This window comes from Enterococcus sp. 125944 (assembly GCF_051909435.1).
Taxonomy (GTDB): domain Bacteria; phylum Bacillota; class Bacilli; order Lactobacillales; family Enterococcaceae; genus Enterococcus_D; species Enterococcus_D gallinarum.
In genome coordinates this window covers 48,620-67,504 of record NZ_JBQASY010000001.1, presented here as the reverse complement: position 1 = coordinate 67,504, position 18,885 = coordinate 48,620, and the positions used below count along the sequence as shown (strand labels likewise).

At 40.1% G+C, this 18,885-nt stretch carries 19 protein-coding genes; 18 read left to right on the top strand and 1 reads right to left on the bottom strand.

The window, feature by feature from the left end:
* Positions 1-30: 30 nt before the first annotated feature.
* The 11 genes from typA to ACTFWY_RS00270 all read left to right on the top strand — a co-directional run bounded on the left by typA (position 31) and on the right by ACTFWY_RS00270 (position 10,089).
* Complete coding sequence (gene typA, locus ACTFWY_RS00320) at positions 31-1,860, top strand: translational GTPase TypA (protein ID WP_003127228.1); 1,830 nt, start codon at positions 31-33, stop codon at positions 1,858-1,860.
* Between the two features lie 243 nt (positions 1,861-2,103).
* On the top strand, positions 2,104-3,468 hold the full coding sequence (gene rlmD / locus ACTFWY_RS00315; protein WP_311811083.1) for a 23S rRNA (uracil(1939)-C(5))-methyltransferase RlmD: 1,365 nt from the start codon (positions 2,104-2,106) through the stop codon (positions 3,466-3,468).
* A gap of 195 nt (positions 3,469-3,663) precedes the next feature.
* Entirely contained in the window at positions 3,664-4,131 is a 468-nt protein-coding gene (locus ACTFWY_RS00310; protein WP_225585947.1) for a MarR family winged helix-turn-helix transcriptional regulator, read from the top strand.
* Entirely contained in the window at positions 4,118-4,657 is a 540-nt protein-coding gene (locus tag ACTFWY_RS00305) for a flavodoxin domain-containing protein (protein ID WP_311811084.1), read from the top strand. The genes ACTFWY_RS00310 and ACTFWY_RS00305 overlap by 14 nt, the downstream gene beginning before the upstream one ends.
* Positions 4,658-5,065: 408 nt before the next feature.
* Positions 5,066-5,890, top strand: coding sequence for a prenyltransferase (locus tag ACTFWY_RS00300; protein ID WP_156247358.1), 825 nt, complete (start codon positions 5,066-5,068; stop codon positions 5,888-5,890).
* 36 nt (positions 5,891-5,926) lie between these two features.
* Positions 5,927-6,409, top strand: a complete 483-nt coding sequence (locus ACTFWY_RS00295; RefSeq protein WP_113849782.1) for a GNAT family N-acetyltransferase — start codon at positions 5,927-5,929, stop codon at positions 6,407-6,409.
* Between the two features lie 148 nt (positions 6,410-6,557).
* On the top strand, positions 6,558-7,097 hold the full coding sequence (locus ACTFWY_RS00290) for a DUF1697 domain-containing protein (protein ID WP_003127242.1): 540 nt from the start codon (positions 6,558-6,560) through the stop codon (positions 7,095-7,097).
* 242 nt (positions 7,098-7,339) lie between these two features.
* A complete protein-coding gene (locus tag ACTFWY_RS00285) occupies positions 7,340-8,332 on the top strand; it encodes a serine hydrolase domain-containing protein (protein WP_005472538.1) in 993 nt (330 codons plus the stop codon).
* A 135-nt stretch (positions 8,333-8,467) separates the two neighbouring features.
* The gene (locus ACTFWY_RS00280) at positions 8,468-8,890 is read left to right on the top strand and encodes an SRPBCC family protein (RefSeq protein WP_311811085.1); all 423 of its coding nucleotides are present in this window, start codon (positions 8,468-8,470) and stop codon (positions 8,888-8,890) included.
* A 115-nt stretch (positions 8,891-9,005) separates the two neighbouring features.
* Positions 9,006-9,506: a GNAT family N-acetyltransferase gene (locus tag ACTFWY_RS00275; RefSeq protein ID WP_003127245.1), complete on the top strand. Its 501-nt coding sequence runs from the start codon at positions 9,006-9,008 to the stop codon at positions 9,504-9,506.
* A gap of 79 nt (positions 9,507-9,585) precedes the next feature.
* Entirely contained in the window at positions 9,586-10,089 is a 504-nt protein-coding gene (locus ACTFWY_RS00270) for a GNAT family N-acetyltransferase (protein WP_228073945.1), read from the top strand.
* 165 nt (positions 10,090-10,254) lie between these two features.
* Here ACTFWY_RS00270 and ACTFWY_RS00265 read toward each other — a convergent pair whose 3' ends face one another.
* Complete coding sequence (locus tag ACTFWY_RS00265; RefSeq protein WP_060814856.1) at positions 10,255-10,785, bottom strand: hypothetical protein; 531 nt, start codon at positions 10,783-10,785, stop codon at positions 10,255-10,257.
* A gap of 139 nt (positions 10,786-10,924) precedes the next feature.
* Here ACTFWY_RS00265 and ACTFWY_RS00260 point away from each other — a divergent pair, with 139 nt between their 5' ends.
* The 7 genes from ACTFWY_RS00260 to ACTFWY_RS00230 all read left to right on the top strand — a co-directional run bounded on the left by ACTFWY_RS00260 (position 10,925) and on the right by ACTFWY_RS00230 (position 18,632).
* Positions 10,925-13,408, top strand: coding sequence for a vitamin B12-dependent ribonucleotide reductase (locus tag ACTFWY_RS00260; RefSeq protein WP_208775278.1), 2,484 nt, complete (start codon positions 10,925-10,927; stop codon positions 13,406-13,408).
* Positions 13,409-13,529: 121 nt separating this feature from the next.
* On the top strand, positions 13,530-13,949 hold the full coding sequence (locus ACTFWY_RS00255) for a DUF4430 domain-containing protein (RefSeq protein ID WP_138371810.1): 420 nt from the start codon (positions 13,530-13,532) through the stop codon (positions 13,947-13,949).
* 226 nt (positions 13,950-14,175) lie between these two features.
* On the top strand, positions 14,176-16,101 hold the full coding sequence (locus ACTFWY_RS00250) for a heavy metal translocating P-type ATPase (protein ID WP_060814853.1): 1,926 nt from the start codon (positions 14,176-14,178) through the stop codon (positions 16,099-16,101).
* A 25-nt stretch (positions 16,102-16,126) separates the two neighbouring features.
* Complete coding sequence (locus tag ACTFWY_RS00245) at positions 16,127-16,354, top strand: heavy-metal-associated domain-containing protein (RefSeq protein WP_060814852.1); 228 nt, start codon at positions 16,127-16,129, stop codon at positions 16,352-16,354.
* Positions 16,355-16,851: 497 nt separating this feature from the next.
* Positions 16,852-17,511 (top strand): Crp/Fnr family transcriptional regulator, encoded by a 660-nt coding sequence (locus ACTFWY_RS00240; protein WP_060814851.1) that lies wholly within the window; start codon positions 16,852-16,854, stop codon positions 17,509-17,511.
* Positions 17,512-17,738: 227 nt separating this feature from the next.
* Complete coding sequence (locus ACTFWY_RS00235) at positions 17,739-17,867, top strand: hypothetical protein (RefSeq protein ID WP_005472549.1); 129 nt, start codon at positions 17,739-17,741, stop codon at positions 17,865-17,867.
* A 171-nt stretch (positions 17,868-18,038) separates the two neighbouring features.
* Positions 18,039-18,632: a uracil-DNA glycosylase family protein gene (locus ACTFWY_RS00230; protein WP_103300073.1), complete on the top strand. Its 594-nt coding sequence runs from the start codon at positions 18,039-18,041 to the stop codon at positions 18,630-18,632.
* Positions 18,633-18,885: the final 253 nt, after the last annotated feature.

The following is an 18,885-nucleotide window of genomic DNA, read 5'->3' as shown; positions in this document are numbered from 1 at the left end:
TGCAATGTCACCAAAAAAGGAGTTTATAAATTGAATATTAGAAATGATATCCGCAACGTCGCTATTATTGCCCACGTTGACCACGGAAAAACTACATTAGTTGATGAATTATTGAAACAATCCCAAACGTTAGATAGCCATACCCAATTACAAGAACGGGCGATGGATTCAAATGCGATCGAGAAAGAACGTGGTATCACGATCTTAGCAAAAAATACGGCTGTTGAATACAATGGCACAAAAATCAACATCATGGATACCCCAGGACACGCGGACTTCGGTGGAGAAGTGGAACGAATCATGAAAATGGTCGACGGTGTTGTCTTAGTTGTTGATGCGTATGAAGGAACGATGCCGCAAACACGTTTTGTATTGAAAAAAGCGTTGGAACAACATTTAGTGCCGATCGTTGTTGTAAACAAAATTGATAAACCATCTGCTCGTCCAGAACACGTTGTCGATGAAGTGTTGGAATTATTTATTGAATTAGGGGCAGATGACGACCAATTAGATTTCCCAGTCATTTACGCTTCTGCAATCAACGGTACATCTAGTGCATCAGACGATCCAGCTGATCAGCAAAAAACGATGGCGCCATTGTTCGATACGATCATTGAACACATTCCAGCACCAATCGACAACAGTGACGAACCTTTGCAATTCCAAGTATCATTGCTTGATTATAATGATTATGTTGGACGTATCGGAATTGGTCGTGTCTTCCGCGGATCAATCAAAGTCGGCGACCAAGTTGCATTGATGAAATTAAATGGAGAAGTCAAAAAATTCCGTGTAACGAAACTTTTCGGTTTCTTTGGTTTGAAACGTTTAGAGATCCAAGAAGCCAAAGCCGGTGATTTGATCGCGGTTTCCGGAATGGAAGATATCTTCGTTGGTGAAACAGTGACACCAATTGATCACCAAGATTCATTACCTGTGCTGCATATTGATGAACCAACATTGCAAATGACATTCATCGTGAACAATTCTCCTTTTGCTGGTCGTGAAGGAAAATTCGTTACAGCACGTAAAATCGAAGAGCGCTTGATGGCTCAATTGCAAACAGACGTGTCATTGCGTGTTGATCCAATTGGACCTGACTCATGGATCGTTTCTGGCCGTGGAGAACTTCATTTGTCGATCTTGATCGAAAATATGCGTCGTGAAGGCTTTGAATTGCAAGTTTCTCGTCCAGAAGTCATTGAACGTGAAATTGATGGTGTGAAATGTGAACCATTTGAACGTGTTCAAATCGATACACCGGAAGAATACATGGGATCAGTCATCGAATCATTGGGCATGCGTAAAGCAGAAATGCAAGACATGATCAATACAGGAAATGGACAAGTGCGGATCATTTTCTTGGCACCTGCTCGAGGATTGATCGGTTATACGACAGAATTCTTATCTATGACTCGCGGTTACGGCATCATGCACCACACCTTCGATCAATATTTGCCAATGATCCAAGGTCAAATCGGTGGTCGTCATCAAGGGGCACTGGTTTCTATCGATACAGGTAAAGCAACGACTTACTCGATCATGAGTATTGAAGAACGGGGAACTGTTTTTGTTGAACCAGGTACCGAAGTATACGAAGGAATGATCATTGGTGAAAACTCTCGTGACAAAGACTTAACCGTTAATATCACGAAAGCAAAACAAATGACTAACGTTCGTTCAGCAAACAAAGACCAAACATCCGTTATCAAGAAACCTCGTATTCTTTCTTTGGAAGAATCATTGGAATTCTTGAACGATGATGAATACTGTGAAGTAACCCCAGAAAGCATTCGTTTGAGAAAACAAATCTTGAACAAGAGCGAACGGGAAAAATCACAGAAAAAGAAAAACAGCTGATAAATAAAACACCTAAGGAAGTCTAAGACTTCTCGTGTAGATGATTTTCCGAAGGATAGAAAAGGAATTGCTCTTGTGGTGCAGCGGCTCTTCGCCGCAGAGCCTAAAAGCAATCAGCCGATTCTGTCCTTCGGCTGTTTTTTGTTCAAAATGTTGGCGAAGAGCCATCATCAAAATAAACAGCGCTTGCAATTTCAGCGATTCCTTTTTAAAATGAGAAAAGCAAGCACAAAGGAGAAACCTATGAAAAATTATCCTGTTAAGAAGAACCAGGAGCTTGAGGTCGATATTTTAGATCTTTCCCATGAAGGAAACGGCATCGCCAAAGTCGATGGCTATTTACTTTTTATTGAAAACACATTACCCGGCGAACGTGCGCTAGTCAAAGTCTTGAAAGTTGGCAACAAATTTGGTTTTGCCAAAGTGATGAAACTGTTACAAACGAGTCCAGATCGTCAAGAGTTGCCAAATGAAGATTTATTGCGAACCGGTATCGCACCTTTGAGTCATCTGAAGTACGAAAAGCAATTGGTATTCAAACAACAACAAGTAGAGAATGTTTTAGCAAAAGTCGCGAAAATGCCGCAAGTTGAGGTATTGCCTACGATCGGCATGGAACAACCTTTTGGCTACCGTAACAAAGCGCAGATTCCCGTACAAAAAATCAAAGGGCAGTTGACTACTGGTTTTTACCGCAAAAATAGTCATACCTTGGTGCCAATCGAAGATTTCTATATCCAAGATCCGGCGATCGATCAAGCGATCGTAACCGTGCGGAACATTTTGCAGCGTTTTAACGTCAAAGCCTACAACGAAGAAGCTCACGAAGGCTTTTTACGACACGTTGTGATCCGTCGCGGACACCACTCAGGTGAAATGATGGTCGTTTTAGTCACACGAAAAGCGAAGTTTTTCAAAGGAGAAGAGATTGCTGAAGTCATTCATGAAGAGCTTCCTGAAGTAGTATCGGTGATCCAAAATATCAATGAAGAAAAAACCAATGTCATCATGGGTGATGCAGAGAAAGTCCTTTATGGAAAAGCTTCGATTGATGACCAATTGTTCGATAAGACGTTCCAAATCTCTGCCAAATCTTTCTACCAAGTCAATACGGCCCAAACAGAAGTGCTGTATCAAAAAGCGTTTGAATTAGCAGATCTACAGCCGGATGACATTGTCGTGGATGCATATGCCGGAATCGGAACCATCGGAATCAGTTTAGCTGATCGTGTCCAAGAAGTTCTCGGAATGGAAGTTGTTGCTGAAGCGGTCGAAGATGCCAAAGCAAATGCTGCGAGAAATGGCTTAGAAAATGTTCATTACTTTGTAGGCAAAGCGGAGAAGATTATGCCTCAATGGTTACGTGAAGGCATTCAGCCAACTGTTGTCTTTGTCGATCCGCCAAGAAAAGGTCTAGAAGCTAGCTTTATCGAGACAACGGCTGCGGTTAAGCCAGAGCGCATTGTCTATATTTCTTGCAACCCAGCCACACTAGCACGTGACCTAGCGCTATTTGCAGAAGAAGGCTATGTGACAAAACAAGTCCAGCCAGTTGATCTATTCCCACAAACCACTCATGTGGAATGTGTGGTCTTGTTGACCAAGTAAGATTAAACAAATATCAGAACGACTCAGGAAATATCCTGAGCCGTTCTTTTTAAGTAGATGAACAAAAGCTAGCGATTACGAGAAGAAGGCGCATTTTAATGTAATAAACTAAACGCGACAACTTAATCTTGATAATAAGCAATAGGGTGCATATAATATAGGTAACCTATTACCTATTATGAAAGGGAAATGCTGATGAAGGCCCCAGAAAATCCTAGACATCTATTATTTGGCGGAACATTTATCCTAGCGAACAAGCTCCAATTTGCAGGAGACAAATCTGTCACTGGATTAACCACGAAACAATGGTTTTTACTAATGAATCTTAGAGAACTTTCTAAAGTGAGTGTACCTAGCGTCAATGAATTAGCGAGTACGATGAATACAACAAGACAAAATATTGCCAAGATGCTCGACACAATGGAAAAAGAAGGACTTGTATCAGTTAATCAAAGTGCCCAGGATAAGCGGGTCAAAGAAGTTTTCGTGACAAAAAAAGGACAACAGTTGGCAAAACAAAGTGAAAAAGAAAGTCAAGATTTTCGAGATAAAGTTTTTACAGGAATAACAGACAATGAATTGGCAATTGCTTCTCAAGTCACACTAAAGATGATAGAGAATCTGGAACGCATAATCAAGGAGATGGATCATGATGAAGGATAACCTAGCGGTTGTATACTTTTCTAAACATGGGATGACAGAAAAATATGCCAGATGGATTGCAGAAGAGTTGAACGCAGCACTTATCGACGGGAAAAAAGTCAAAGACGTAGAATTGCGTAAATATTCATTTGTCATTTTTGGCGGTCCTATTTATGCTGGGAAAATCACTGGTGTTGATTTACTGAAACGAAACCTTTTCGATCATCTGGTTGTATTTACAGTTGGTCTGAGCGATCCCGTCGGTACGGATTATGCTGATTTAGATAAGAGTCTTCAAAAATTAAAAAGCATTCCCGAAGGTATGTTTCATTTTCGAGGCGGAATCGATTATACACAATTAAGCATGGCAAATAAACTGCTGTTAAAAATGATAATAAACTCGTTAAAAAAAGTACCTGATGCTGAACTTACTTCGGAAAACAAAGCATTGATTGAAACATATGGACAGACGGTCGATTTTAGTGATAGAACCGCTATTGAACCGTTGGTAGCTTATGTAAGAAAGTTAGTTGAGAAGGAAAGTTAAACCGATAAAATCATATACTTAATGAGGTGGATGATTCATCTTACATGTGGATTGAATGGATTGTTAAAGACGTCTCTACAAAAGAGTCGTCTTTTTGTTTTCAAAGGCAAACCAATTTAATCAAAATTGGTAACTTCTGAAGTAGATGATTGATTCATTCTCCATTTTACTTTCAAACAGGGAAATAGTAAACTTGAGGAAAATCAATGCGATAGTTTTTCACTCACCGTTCAAGACATTCGGTTGAAAAAATGACAAAAATCCTGCAAAACGAATGCTTATCGGGTTTTCTTCGAACAGGATTGACCAGAGAAACAAGGAGAGTTGCTAGAGACGTGCTACTAAGTTTTTTTACAGGAAATCCAGTTTATATTTGCTTGCAGTCTAATTTAGGCAGAGGAGAAGGCTATGGATAAACTTTATTTGGAAGACATAGAAGAGATTATCGCACATCGATACGACAATGGCGCCGATTACTGGACGACTGAGGACCGAAAATTATTGAAAGGGGCTCCGTTTACCACGTTAGAAAGTCCAATGTACTTACTTGAACTGGGAGTGTCTCCCCAGGATGCGATCCTAACAGAAACAGCGGAGCTGATTTTCAGCACTTGGAGAGAAGATGGCCGTTTCAAAACTTCCCCATCTGGTGGGCTGTATCCTTGCCATACGGCGTTAGCCCTAAGGAACCTTTGTGCTCTCGGTTATGCGGAAGATCAACGGCTTCTTAAGACCTTCGACTATTTTATTTCCACACAGCAAGAAGATGGGGGTTGGAAATGCAACAAGTATAGCTTTGGTCGAGGACCTGAAACGGAGTATTCTACACCGATGACGACTTTAACGGTATTAGATGCCTTTCGCTATAGTCCATTCGCAAAGAATCAAGCGGTTATCCATCCTGCGATCGAGTTTCTGTTGACGCATTGGAGACTGAAAAAGCCAATCAGTCCTTGTCATTATGGCATTGGCACGCTGTTTATGCAGACGGAATATCCTTTTAGGGGATATAATCTCTTTTATTATCTGTATGTTTTGTCCTTTTACCCTTATGCGAAACGAGATGAGCGCTTTTTGGAAGCGTTACACCAATTTGAAACAAAATTAGTAGAGGGCAAAGTCATTGTAGAACGTGTTGTGCCGAAGTTAGGAAAGATGAATTTTTGTAAAAAGGGACAGGCCAGTCAATTAGCAACGAAACGTTATCAAGAAATATTAACCAACTTAGCATAGCATTTTTGGCAATTCAGCAGAACAGGAGGCAAGAAAATGACAGAAACTTGTTTGACACTTCGTCCATTGACCAATGAGATCGAACTAGTCGATCGCTGGTTAAGAAAAGAGTATATCAAGAAATGGCTTGGTTCGGCAGAAGATTGGTTGACGGAAATCAGAAATGAAACAGGAGAATTTGATTATATCCATCATTTTATCGTCCTTCTTGATGATAAGCCCATCGGATTCTGCCAATATTACGTGTGTGAAAAGACCGTTAAAGGGTATCCATGGGAACATGAGCCGGCTGGAACATTTGGCATTGATTATTTCATTGGGGAAGAGACGTATCTCAAAAAAGGATTTGGAAATATGCTGATCAAAGCACTCGTCATCCATATCATGAGCCATGAACAGGCTCGTCGAATCATTGCAGATCCAGTGCCAGAAAATCAAGTTTCAATCGCTGTGTTGGAAAAAAACGGCTTTGAATTGGATGAAGGAACTGGGCTTTATTTCAAAGATCTTTCAGAATGAATGTTGAAAAGCAAGGCAGTTACGAAAACTATGCTTTTTATCTAGAAGTAAATAGGTGTGTTGAAGTGGACTAGAGACGAAAAGAACTTTTCTTTAAAAGTGTTCTTGGTGCAGAAACGAAAGTGAACCTGGTAAAGGAGTCAGAAGAATGGATCGATATGTTGCTTTATTAAGGGGAATCAATGTCGGCGGGAAAAATAAGTTGAGTATGTCTGAATTAAAAGAAGAATTAAAGAAAGACGAATTTACAGATGTTGTCACTTATCTAAACAGTGGCAATGTTATCTTTTCCAGTAACAGAGAGGACCCACAGATTTTAGCCAATAAAATGAGAACAAGGATCAAGCTCGGCTTTGAGTTAGACATTCCCATTCATGTGATTTTACAAGCCGAACTAAAAGAATTATTAGCAAATGCTCCTGAATGGTGGGGAGATGAGAACAAAGAAATTTATGACAACGTCATATTTATGATGAAGCCATTGTCTTTTGAAGTTTTACTGACTGAGATTGGTGAACCAAAAGCGGACTTTGAAAGAGTGTATCCTTATAAAGACATTGTCTTTTGGTCCTTTATTCGCAAAGAACATCAAAAAACAAATTGGTGGGCAAAGACCGCAAAGCCAAAGGTAAAGGATCAACTGACCATCCGAACAGCCAATACTGTAAGAAAAATTGTTGACATGTGATCAAAGAAAGTCCTGTCAATTATTGGCTGATTCCGCTCTTAAACTCATTGTGAAAGGTTTAGGTAGTGTTCTCTAATTACTGGGTTTTATTGGTCATAAATTGACTTTGAGTGTCGCTTTTTTCAAAGCATGGAAGAAATCAATTGAATGCAAAACTATTCTGAAAATTTTAATTCTCCGAAGAAGGAGCCTTGTAATCTATTTTTAATGGATTTATGCTTATTCTTGAAAGGAGAATGATGATGAAAAAAGCAGAATTGCATGAGTTGATTACGAGTACCCAGCCAAATATTTGTCAAATTGTTGCTTACAAGAACCACGAAGAAGTCTATTCAGATGAATGGAATCATTATCAGAGAAATGATACTTGCCATGTGATGTCGGCGACAAAAAGCGTAGTATCGTTGTTGATAGGAATCGCCATCGATCAGGGAAAAATTTATAGTATTGAAGATAAAGTCCTTGATTATTTTCCTGATTATAGCGTGAAACGAGGAGAAAAAACGATCTATGACGTGACCATCAAACACTTACTCACCATGCAGGCACCTTATAAAGGAAAAGGAGATCCTTGGACAAAAGTCTGTACTAGCCAAGATTGGACGAAAGCTTCTTTAGACTTTTTGGGTGGAAGAAAAGGGTTGACGAATCAATTTGATTATCGAACAGTTTGTCTGCATATTTTGACTGGTTTATTATGCCAAGCAACAAAAATGACCACGGTTGATTTTGCAAACAGCTATTTATTTGAACCCATCGGCGTTAGTCGACATCACAATTACCATGCCGAAACAGCAGCAGAACACAAGCAGTTCACTATCGGAAAAGAGCCAAAGGAGCCGGTTTGGTTTTGTGATCCATTGGGTGTTGGTACAGCTGGTTATGGTTTGTGCTTGTCAGCCAGCGATATGGCGAAAATTGGCGAACTCTGCTTGAACCAAGGCCGACACAAAGGAAAACAAATTGTCTCTGCTGAATGGATCGCAGAAATGAGTACACCAACGCAGCCAGCTCTAATCCAATTTCAGCAGATGCACTATGGGTATTTATGGTGGATACTAGACCCAAAGCAGAATGTCTATTCAGCAATTGGCAATAGCGGCAATGTCATTTACGTTGATTCGAAAAACAAACTGGTTATTGCTGTAACCGCGTATTTCAAACCTACGGTCCTTGATCGGGTCGACTTTGTAGAAACGTATGTGAAGCCATTTGTCCTGACAGAGATAGTCTGAGCCCTTCACTTATTGAAGGGACGAATGGAAAGGAGCGGCGACTGCGTTCCATGAGAATCTTCTTAAAAGAACGTTGAACGAATGAGCATTTCTTGGACAGATACCAACACAAATTAATGATAACGGAGGAACTCTATGGTCAAGGCAACGATTCGTGCCAGTATTGATCAGGATATCCAAAAGATCTGGCAAATTGTCACCAATCTTCAGGACTATTCTTGGCGAAGTGATTTAAGTAAAATTGAGGTGATCAATGAAAGGCAGTTTATCGAATACACAAAAAGCGGGTATCCCACAACATTTACGATTATCGACAAAGAGCCTTTCACGTTGTATTCATTTACGATGGAAAACACAAATATGCGAGGGCGTTGGCAAGGAAAATTCACCAAATCAGGTGCTCAGACAGATATGATCTTTACGGAAGAGGTAACGCTGAAGAAGTTTTATTTGAAACCATTTGCTAAAAGATATTTGAAGAAGCAACAGGAGAAATATCTCGCAGATTTGACAGTAATCCTAAAAAGAGAGAAAGAAGTTACGGAAAAATCCCATTGAAATGTATTTCGTTGCTGGCTGCCAACCGCAGCAGACTGCAGCACATCAAGCATAGAACAGACAAGAAAATGACTTGAGACAATCACAAAAGAAAAAGTTTTAAAGGAGTTGACCAATGTTTACTTTCGAGAGAGTGACTGACGCAAATGAACAGGAAGCTGTTTCCATCTATTTAAATAATCAGCCGTATTTTTCTTTAACGGATGATGTGGCTTCCTTGCAGTTATTAAAACAAGATATGGTAGATAAGCCTGAATCAGTAAAGAAAGAAAATAAACGCTTTTTTTTAGTTAGAAAGGATACAAAGCCGGTGGCGATCCTTGACTACTTAGTTGACTATCCAGAAGAGCAAACCGCTTATATTGGATTATTGCTGATCAATGAAAAGAGGCAAGGACACGGGAAAGCAATCGTTCATAAATTAGAAGAAATTCTTCTTTCTGAAGGGATGACGAAACTAGCCTTGGCCGTTTTATTGAATAATCAACCAGCGGGTAAATTTTGGCGATCGTTAGGTTTTCGGCCCACTAAAGAAACCATTGCTCAAATGAATCAAAAGAAAGTCAAGGTTCTTTCTTACGAAAAAATTTTTGTTCACCCAAGATCAAGGAACTAGCGAGTTTATTTTCAATAAGCAAAACGTCAGTTGACTCTCTACTTGAGATAAGGGTCAAGATGCAATGAGGAGGGGTATCATGTATTTTTGCACACCACGTTGTTTTATCCGTGATTTTAGGATCGAAGATATCCCAACAGTTATGACCTATAGAAATGATTTAGAGTGGATGAAGTACCAAGGTTTCAAAAACATGGAAAAAGCTGCGTATATCAAAGAATTGCTGCATACAAAAAGTTTTTCTGAAGGCAAAAATTTAGCAGTTGTGCACACTTTAGATGAACGGCTGATCGGTGATATCTATTTAAAAAATGAAGCAGATTTTTTCTGGATCGGTTACACTATCCATCCTCATGAGTCTCAAAAAGGATACGGCTCAGAAGTGATTCAAGCGACGATACAGTGGCTGTTTGATCAAGGTGTTCAATCAGTAAAAGCAGAGGTAGCGCCTGGAAATCTAGCTTCGATAAAACTTTTAGAAAAACTGAATTTTTCGTTAGTCAAAACGGAAGAAGACGCACTCTATCAGTTGCATCGCCTTGACTACCCACAACAGAAAAATAGGATAAAACAGGAACAGTGAATCAGAAAGTTCTCTTCAAACAATAAAAATCTTTTTACCTTGTTAAGAAGCCTAGGCTAACTTGGTAAAAAGATTTTTTTTGACGAATCCGCTTCACGTTTCTTTGACAAAAGAGTTGGTAAGTGCTCCTAATTTGGTGATGGTTCGAGCAAAGATTACGCTTTTCTATTTTCTCCATTTATTTAATGCGGGCATCATTCGCTCAAATACGGGGAATAAGATCAAATAAAACAGGAAGTTTCCGCTAGCATGAAACAAATCAAATACGAAGCCTTGAAGATAATAGGCTGTAAAAGAAGGAAACTGATAAAGCCAAACTTCCATCATAGAAACGATCAAACCGTATAGAATACCACAAATGAACGCTAGAAGTGCTTGGATTAAGCGGCTTTGCTTTATGAGAGATATTTTTCCTCCCAGATGAAAAAAAGTAATCATAGCAGCCAGTGCTACAAATTGGCTGATCGTCCAAGGCCCCATCCCTAAATAGATATTTGTACCAAGCAAACTCAATAAAGCAACGATCAAAGCATCAGACAAACTGCCTGCCAGGGCTAATAAAAATAAAACAGCACTCATGGGCTGAACGTTGGGGATCCAGACAAAAAATAAGCGTCCAACGATACAAGACGCAGTAAGGAGTGCTAATAGAGAAATTTTTTGAACGGAAAATATATGGCTATGAGGCTGGAACATCGAAATCGCCGTCTTTCTAATTGATAATTGTTCTCATTATACATGAAAAAAAATAAATTTCAAGATTGAAAAACACATTATGTAGTGTGATAATGAATTCCAGACACAATATGTTGAGTATGGGAAGGTGGCACAAAAAATGAATTACAGTAAACAAACGATAAGCAAGCTAAACGAGGACATTCATATGTTCCCAGAAGTCTCAGCAATCACTACTGAGATGACGAACACATTTGAGGGAATTTCTCGCTTGATCATGCTCGATCGCTATTCTTTCAAGGATCAAAACCACCAAACATTAGATAAGGGTGATTTGGTTATTTTAACCACAAAAGAAGATCCTCAATATCCTGCTCGAGGCATCGGATGGGTAAAGTCTATTGATGACGACATGGTCTCCATAGAGGTTGAAGAAGAGTATCGCTCAGCTATAGAAAATACTGCTGAACAAGTTAGTGGTCTTGTTAAACGACGGAAAAATGAGATCGAAAAACCACTGGAACTTTATTTCGAACAAATCGCTCGCCGAGTCGCTAGAGGGATTTCCGATAAAGAGTTAGAGCAGGAGTTGTTTCTTGAGCAGTTTTATCAGCAGATTGCCGAACAAAATCTGATTCCAGCAGGTCGAGTCCTTTATGGCGCTGGTACTAAGTCTCAAGTTACCTATTTCAATTGCTTTGTGATGCCTTTCATTCACGACTCTCGTAAAGGAATCGCTGTACACAGACAAGAAGTGATGGAGATTATGAGTCGGGGCGGAGGAGTTGGTACTAATGGTTCAACTTTACGGCCAAAAGCTTGTGTGGTCCATGGTGTCAGCGGGCGATCCTCTGGTGCCGTCTCTTGGTTGAATGACTTAGCCAATTTGACGAATCTGGTCGAGCAAGGGGGAAGTCGTCGCGGCGCACAGATGATCATGATGGCTGACTGGCATCCAGACATTTTGGCGTTCATTATTTCTAAAATCCAGAATCCTGCAGTATTGCTGCAGTTAAACAAAACATTGAAAAATGACACCATCAAACAGTTAATCAATGAAAAACTTCATTTTGATCCTTTGTCAAAAATGGAAGAAAAAATGTATACCCATATTGCTCAGCTTCCAGAATCATCAGATACCGAGCAAAATGAAATGATCAAGACAGCAAAAGAAAAGCTACGGCATGGAGGAAGTTATACGGTTAAAAACAGCGACTTCTTGACTGGAGCGAATATTTCTGTTTGTTTGACAGAAGAATTCATGGATGCAGTAAAGAAAGACGATTGGTATGCGCTGCGTTTCCCAGATATCGATAATTATTCCGAAGAAGAAATGGCGGAATACGATGCAAAGTGGGCAGAAGTCGGAGATGTACGAGAATGGGAAGCCGCCGGTCATAAAGTAAAAACCTATCAAAGGATCAGGGCTCGTGAATTGTGGAATTTGATCACTTTTTGTGCCACGTACTCAGCTGAACCCGGTATCTTCTTTATCGATAATGCCAATAAAATGACCAATGCTACAGCCTATGGGCAAAAAGTGGTTGCGACGAATCCTTGTGGTGAACAGCCGTTAACACCTTATGCTGTATGTAATCTAGCAGCAGTCAATTTGGCAAACATGGCCGATCATCAAACGGGGACAGTTGATTTTGCTAAATTAAGAGAAACGGTTAAAACCGCGGTTCGTTTTCAAGACAATGTCATTGATGCGACCCCTTACTTCTTTGATAAAAATGAGCGCCAAGCGAAAGGTGAAAGACGTGTTGGACTTGGCATCATGGGCTTAGCCGATCTACTGATCTATTGTGAGAAAACTTATGGTTCAGCAGAAGGCAATCAATTAGTCGATCAGATTTTTGAGACGATTGCTATCACCGCCTATGAAGCCTCCATTGATTTAGCAAAAGAAAAGGGTAGTTTTCCATTTTTGATTGGGAAAGATGATCAAGAGACACAAGCATTACGAGAGAAGTTTATTGACACAGGGTATATGAAAAAAATGCCAGCCCATATTCGTGAAGGGGTGATGCAATTTGGGATTCGCAACTCACATCTTTTGACTGTCGCACCAACAGGATCGACGGGAACGATGACCGGTGTGTCAACAGGATTAGAGCCTTACTACTCCTTCTCCTATTTTAGAAGTGGCAGATTAGGCAAATTTATTGAGATCAATGCAGCAATCGTTGAAGAATATCTTGCGAATCATCCGGAACAAGACAAAGATCAGCTGCCAGACTTCTTCATTTCAGCAATGGAACTGTCCCCAGAAGAACATGTTGGTGTTCAATGTGCGATTCAACGCTGGGTGGATAGTTCGATTTCAAAAACTGTCAATGCACCGAAAGGGTATTCTGTAAGTCAGGTGGCGAAAGTCTATATGGATCTCTACGATGGTGGTGCCAAAGGCGGTACTGTATACGTGGATGGCAGCCGTGACTCACAAGTATTGACTTTGGAAGCAATCGACAATGAAATGAACACTCAAGTAGAACCAGCAGAAGATCAATTTACCACCCAAACGAATGAACCAGTGATTTCTGGTGACATTTGTCCCATCTGTCATGAAGGAACAATAGAAGAAATTGGCGGTTGTAGTACATGTACCAATTGTAAAATTCAATTGAAATGTGGTTTGTAAAAATAGATCATTAGTGATTGAAGAGATAAGGGATATACCTGTGTTTCAGTAAATATTTAGTATGTTTTTCGATGGATAAAAGAGTAGATTTTAATGACGTATGTCGGGAAGGAATAAATAAATGAAAAAATTGTTAGTCGTAATCGTGTTGTTAGGCGGATTATTTGTCACTAGTGGCTGTCAAGGAAACACGCGTACATCTTCAGAAAATACCCAAAATGCACAAAGTGCAGAAAGCACAGAACGTTCTGTTGATCAGAAACAATTAACAGCTACGATTGTTGTCACGAATAAAGGTGAGGAAGTCACCTCAAAAGAAGTTGCTTTTCAAGAAAATGAATCACTACTGAAAGTAATGAAAGAAAACTTTACGATTGAAGAAAAAGATGGCTTTATCACTTCGATCGATGGAATGAGTCAAGATCAAAAGAACAATGTATTTTGGGTCTATACAGTCAATGATGAAATGAGTGATAAAGGTGCCCAAGAGCTGTTTTTGAAAAAAGCTGATACGATCACTTTTAATTTACAAGCATTCTAACTCACCCTTTAAGAGGTGTAACATATGTTTTCAACCGAGACCCCCCAATAAGGACTAGGATCCAGCAGGTCTCTTTGGCTTGCACGATGTATCGTGCCATTCAGTATCCTCGAGTTGCTACTTATGTTGCAGCTCTTTTTTTCTTGATACAAATCAATTTGTTTTTCGCTCCTTTTCGTTAAACTAGCGCTGAATCATCCCTACAAACAAAAAAGGAGTGGAGACATTGAAGATCCAAAAAAAGATACAAGCAAACCAAGTGTTGCTGACAATAATCAGCGGTTGTCTGATCGTCACTGCATTTGGTGGGAAATATTTATTGCAGCAGCAGGTACTCTATGAGAGTTGCTTGTTTATTGCTTCTGTTATTGGTGGTCTTCCCATTGCTATCCAAGCTTATCAAGCGGCAAAAGTGAAAGTCCTTAGTATTGACTTATTAGTGACTGTGGCAGTGCTGGGCGCCCTTTTTATTGGGGAATACAATGAATCAGCTATTGTGACCTTTCTTTTTTTGTTTGGTCATGTTCTTGAACAAAAAACGTTAGCCCATACGCGATCAGCAATTCAATCTCTCATCAATATGTCGCCGGCAAAAGCCTGGAAATATATCCCCTCAGCGAATGAAGACGCCGTTGAAAAGACGGCAGAAGTAGCAATTGAAGAAGTCAAAGTGGGGGATCGCTTGCTGGTGAAAGCAGGTGCTCAAGTGCCAGTGGATGGCATGATTGTTGAAGGATCGGGCTACTTAAAAGAAGCAGCAGTGACGGGAGAAGCTGAACTTGTTAGAAAAGCAGTAGGCGCAATGGTTTTTGCAGGAACGATTCTCGAAAACGGTACATTAAAAATCCGAGCTCAAAAAGTTGGAGAAGAGACGACATTTGGTAAAATCATTGAACTCGTTGAAGAGGCACAAGATAGCAAATCAGCTGCCGAACGTTTGATTGACCGTTTTGCCACCTATTATACACCTCTGATTTTGGTGCTGGCTGTTCTCATAGGCTTGATTACTAAAGAGATTCGTCTAGCGATCACGCTACTGGTGCTAGGATGCCCCGGAGCGCTTATTATCGGTGTTCCGGTAGCCAATGTTGCGGGGATCGGGAATGGTGCCAAGAATGGAGTACTGATTAAAGGCAGCGAAGTCATGGCTACTTTCAGCCGTGTCGATACGATTGTTTTTGATAAAACAGGGACATTGACTGAAGGCAAGCCAAGTGTGACTGCCGCAAAGATTTTTACCGATAAAGACGATTTAGCCTTAACGGCAGCCGTAGAAGCAGAATCCGATCATCCATTAGGTCAAGCGATTCTTCAGTATGCAAGAACTGTCGGGGAAAGTTGGGAAGCAGTCCATGTGGAGCAGACGAAGATCCATAAGGGACGCGGTGTACAGGCGGTTGCAAATGGCCATGATGTGTTGATCGGTAACAGACAATTTATGATTGAACAAGGGATCGAGCTATCGATGGAGGTACAACGGCAGGAAGATGAATTACGAGGACAGGGTCATTCAATCGTTTTAGTAGCGTGTGATCAGCAATTGACTCAATTATTTGGTATCAAAGATGCGATTCGTTCAGGGGCATCAGAAACGATTCATGCACTGAGAAAAAGCGGCATAAAACGGCTGATCATGCTGACGGGAGACCATCAACACACCGCAAATTTGATTGGCCACACGTTAGGGTTAACAGAGATTCATGGTGAGCTTTTACCTGAAGAAAAAGCGGACTTTATTCGACATTTACAGAAAAAAGGGGAGATAGTTGCTTTTGTGGGAGATGGCATCAATGATAGTCCTTCAATTGCACTTGCTGATATTGGGATTGCGATGGGCAATGGGACAGATGTGGCAGTCGAAACCTCTGATATTGTATTGATTCAATCACGGATCGAGCAACTAAATTATGCCTATCAACTAACGAAAAGAACCGTCAGAAAGATGAAAGAAAACATTCTGATTGCGTTAGGAACTGTTTTATTCTTGTTAGTAGGTTTGGTCTTTGGCTTCATCTATATGGCCAGCGGGATGTTTTTCCATGAGTTAAGTATTTTGCTTGTTGTCTTGAACGCGATGCGCTTGCTGGCGAAACCAAATAAGTCAAAACTTGATACAAATCAATTATTAGTGACACAAGAAGAATTAAAATAAGACTATCAATAAAGGAGGAATAGTCATGAAATCAATTATTCAATTACAAACCTTAACTTGTCCATCTTGTATGCAAAAAATCGAACAAGGGTTGAGTCGCCAGTCTGGTGTAACAAAAGTGAATGTTCTGTTCAATGCCAGTAAAGTAAAAGTAGAATTTCAACCAGAAATCATCACTCCGCAAGAAATCCAACAAGTGATCGAAACGCTAGGTTATGTCGTTGAAGGGATTCAACTAAAAGAGTTGGCTTGATATTACTTGAAACAAAGGAATGAAGCCGAAGGAAGTTAATAGGAAAGGGATAATGGATCTTTTCTATTACTATCGTTAATTATTTTTTCGTGTATAGATTTAGCCGTTAGACGATCACGGGATTAATGGCTTATTTCAAAGCAGTCGGGTAGGCTTCAACAAGGAGATTTAGTCTCAACAGTATTGATGAAGAAGGAATCCTTGAATGGGTGCATCAAGTAGTAAACTTCCAGAAATTTATGTCAACACTAGTGCTAATTGGTGGGTGTACGATGCTCAAAAAAAGTGGTACATTAAAAAAGAAACGTCGCGTGTTAACATGCATGGCTGTTGAGCAATCGCAGCTGTTGTTGCTGTTTGAGACATTCCATAAAAGAAGTTCGGCAGGACTGAGTTTTTGAGTTTTCTAAAGAAGTTTCTGCGTGATTGCAAGGCCATTGATTCCTTGGATAAGACAATTTTGCGGGGAAACTGGTAACGAATAGGAGAGGATTTCCATGGCAAAGGATCATATGTGTGTTTCATTAGTGCCATTGTTCAATCATTTAGATGAAACGGATCAACGAGTGATTCACATGCTGGTTACACATCACATTAAGGAAAAAGGGGAACTGATATTTACCCCAACCAGTGCTGATCAGTTAGTGATCGTTGCTCGTGGAAGCTTGAAGGTCTATCAGCTTTCCGCTAATGGCAAAGAGCAAGTCCTGCGTGTCATTGAACCCGGTGGCTATGAGGGAGAGAAACAACTATTTGGTGTTCGAAACGAACTATTGTTTGGAGAAGCGTTGGAGAAAACAGAAGTTTGTGTTCTCAAACAGCGAGATTTTACGCAGTTGTTGCTGGATTACCCTCAGCTAAGTTTGAAATTATTAGAAATAAATGCGCAAAAAATGCTAAAAGTCGAGCAGCAAGCACGCTTTCTGATGATGGAAAAAGTTGATGAACGATTAGCAACTTATCTACTAGATCTAGCAAAAGTTGCCGAATCAGATCAAGTTGTGCTGCCTATGAAAATGAAGGAGCTGGCGTTGTTTTTAGGAACCACACCCGAAACTCTTTCAAGAAAATTAAAACGCTTTGAAGAGAAACTATGGATCCGCCGCAATAAGCGAACGGTGTGGCTGCTTGACCAAGATCAGTTAGCAGATCTTTAAAGAAAGAGACTTTTATTCAAAAGCACCTTTACCATTCGTTTCCCGCGAAGGGGACCTCACATCTGCCAATAAATCAGTGCAAACCTTCTGAATTTCAGTAGATTGTGCAATCAACGATTGACAAACGGTCAAAATCCAAGTAGATTTAATCAGGATGCTAAATTCTTTTATCAAAGTGATTTGTTTTATCAGATAAGAGAGGGGCTGGGGAAAACGAGGTGGAAATAGTGAACCAAAAAGAAAAAATGCTTGAACTGATCAAAAAGAAACAAGGTGGTGGCCGTTCGAAACAAATGGACACACCAAAAAATGATCGCAAGAATATGCGTAAAGGACCAAAGATTTACAATAAGTAATAAATGAGCGCGACTCATTGAGTATAACTGCGTAAGGAAATCCTCCTTACGCAGTTTTTTGTCTCTTTTAGAGAGGGGTACCGACTGATTTTCTCAACACAAAGTACTCCTCGACTTCGCCGCTTTCCTTTTGTATGATTAAGGAAAAGAGAATAGGAACGGAGTGAGAAAATGAATGTGAAAGAGGCATTGATGGCTGGAGCAGAAAAAAGTATTTTTTTGAATGATATTGAAGTCGATCCGAAAACCATTAAAGCAGTATTGATCAATGAAGTCGTTCCCCTAGATCCAACAGATGATTTTTATGGGGCAACAGATGGCGCTTATCTTTCTACGACGTTGCCGTTGTTTCAACAAGCTGGGATCTATGTAGATTCTGCCCATGACTTATTGGATTTAGGGATTTATTTGACCAATGCGATCAAAACGCCAAAACACACGACGACAATTGAAACACAAACGATCACTGAAAATCTACCGCTATTAGAAAAAGAGTTGTCGTTATTTCCAAATATTGAAGTGATTATGCTAATGGGGGATGTCGCCAAAAAAGCCTTCAATCAAATCGCCAAAAAGCAGCAAAAAAAGAATGCGATTCCCTCCGTTGCAACTTATAAAATACGCCAGACTGAAATCTACTATGGAAAGATCCGCTTATTGCCTTCTTATATTATGACAGGGAAGAATGTATTGATCGAAAAATCTAAAGTCACGATGGCAGCCGAGGATATCGCGAAAATGTATCAAGTGATTACGAAGGAATGATTTGATTAGCAGACGATCCCATGAGCTCGCAGGATGACAGATCTTCCGCTGAAATTATAGGACACACTGGTGTAAGGGACTTCCAGCGAACTCATGCGAACCTTTCTGTACAAGTATTTTCGGATCTGCTATACTTAAGGAAATCATTTACTGAAGGAGGAAAAGTCATGACAGCGGCAATGAAATTGTGGATCGATCTTTTGAATCGTTAATTTAATACTATTCAAAAGTCTAGGTGATCGCGATTTCAAGG